The sequence below is a fragment of the Mycobacterium sp. E2462 genome, assembly GCF_001672685.1.
Taxonomy (GTDB): Bacteria; Actinomycetota; Actinomycetes; order Mycobacteriales; family Mycobacteriaceae; genus Mycobacterium.
In genome coordinates, this window is record NZ_LZKC01000429.1 from 1 (window position 1) to 1,308 (window position 1,308).

Here is a 1,308-nt window from a genome sequence, read left to right on the forward strand (position 1 = left end):
AGGCGGTTGAGCCGCTCGCCACCCAGATCGCCGTCCCGAACGTCGGCCGGGCGGACCTGCTGACCATGCGCAGGCAGCTCGAGATCATGGAGGAGTATGCCGACGCGCGCACCTGGCTGACCGCCAACGCGGACTTCCACGCGGCGGTGTACCAGCGCGCGAACCGCCCGCGAATGATCGAGCTCGTCGAACGATTACGCGGACTGACCGACCGCTACCTCTACGTCCACCTCGAGGTGATCGGGCAGACCGAGCACCTGGTGCGAGAACACCTGGACATCCTGGCGGCCGTCGAGGCCGGCGACGCCGCGTTGGCCGCCCGCCTGGTCCGCGAGCACCTGGCGACGTCGCACGACTTCATCCTCGGCTACCTGCTGGAAAAGGAGGTCGGGCACGCCGGTAACTCGCTGGCGGTGACGGCCGGCGTCGACGGCCACCGCACGACGGACGTGCCCTCGTGAAAGCCCAGGGGATCGAAGCGTTGGGTGCGCTGTTCGACCGCGCGGCGGTGTCGGAGGCACTCGATCGCCTGGAGCAGTCGCATCGCGAGGTCTTCGTGCGGGCATACTGCCTGCGCATGGTCAGCAGGTCCGCCCGGCCGACGTTCGGGACGGCGATCTGGGTGGCGAGCGGCTCAACCGCCTCGCGCAGCTCGTAGAGCTCTTGCAACTCCGCCACCGACATTCCCCGCACAGCCGCGGTCGCGTTGGACGTCGGATCCACCAGGCCTTCACCGGCGAGGATCTGCAGCGCGTCACGAACCGGAATGCGGCTCACCGAGAACCGGGCGGCCAGGCTGTGCTGGGAGAGCTTTGCCCCGGGCGCCAAGCCGCCGTGCAGAATCTCCGAGCGCAGCTGCGCCGCCACCCGTTCCGCCGCAGTTCCGTATGCCATCGCACCATCCTGTATACCGGTTGGAGCGATTGTATATGCCTAGCGCCGCGACGGCGAGACATGTAGCTATGCGCGTTGTCGGGAGGCAGCGCCACGTCCGATGAACCGAACCACCGCGAGCGCGCGCGGCGGCGCTGACCGAGCGGGCCGCGCGGCTCGGGGTGGCGGTGCGGAACGCGCCGCACCGGCAGAAACCGAGGGCAGCGTGACCATCCAGCCGGCGCCCGAGACCATGACGTGGGCGACGGCGCTGCTGCCGGTGGCGCAGGGCGTCGAGGTGTGCGCGGCGCCCACGGCGCCGCCGAAACCACACTCCGCCGCTGCGCGGCGACGCCGGTTAGGGGTTCGGCGACGGGGGCAGCGCGGGGGCGGTCGCCGGAGGTGGCGGGGCGTCGACGCTGCCCGGGGCAAACG

At 70.9% G+C, this 1,308-nt stretch carries 3 protein-coding genes and 1 pseudogene; 3 read left to right on the forward strand and 1 reads right to left on the reverse strand.

What is annotated here, in order from left to right; translation table 11 throughout:
* On the forward strand, positions 1-461 hold a 461-nt coding region (locus A5714_RS21885; protein WP_156747439.1), incomplete at its 5' end, for a GntR family transcriptional regulator.
* Entirely contained in the window at positions 458-658 is a 201-nt protein-coding gene (locus tag A5714_RS27300) for a hypothetical protein (protein WP_068288800.1), read from the forward strand. The genes A5714_RS21885 and A5714_RS27300, both read left to right, overlap by 4 nt.
* A gap of 74 nt (positions 659-732) precedes the next feature.
* Here A5714_RS27300 and A5714_RS27305 read toward each other — a convergent pair.
* Positions 733-894, reverse strand: a pseudogene (locus A5714_RS27305) (GntR family transcriptional regulator); the annotation flags it as partial.
* A 205-nt stretch (positions 895-1,099) separates the two neighbouring features.
* Here A5714_RS27305 and A5714_RS27705 point away from each other — a divergent pair.
* Positions 1,100-1,308: hypothetical protein (locus tag A5714_RS27705; protein ID WP_369829464.1), on the forward strand; the 209-nt coding region annotated here is incomplete at its 3' end.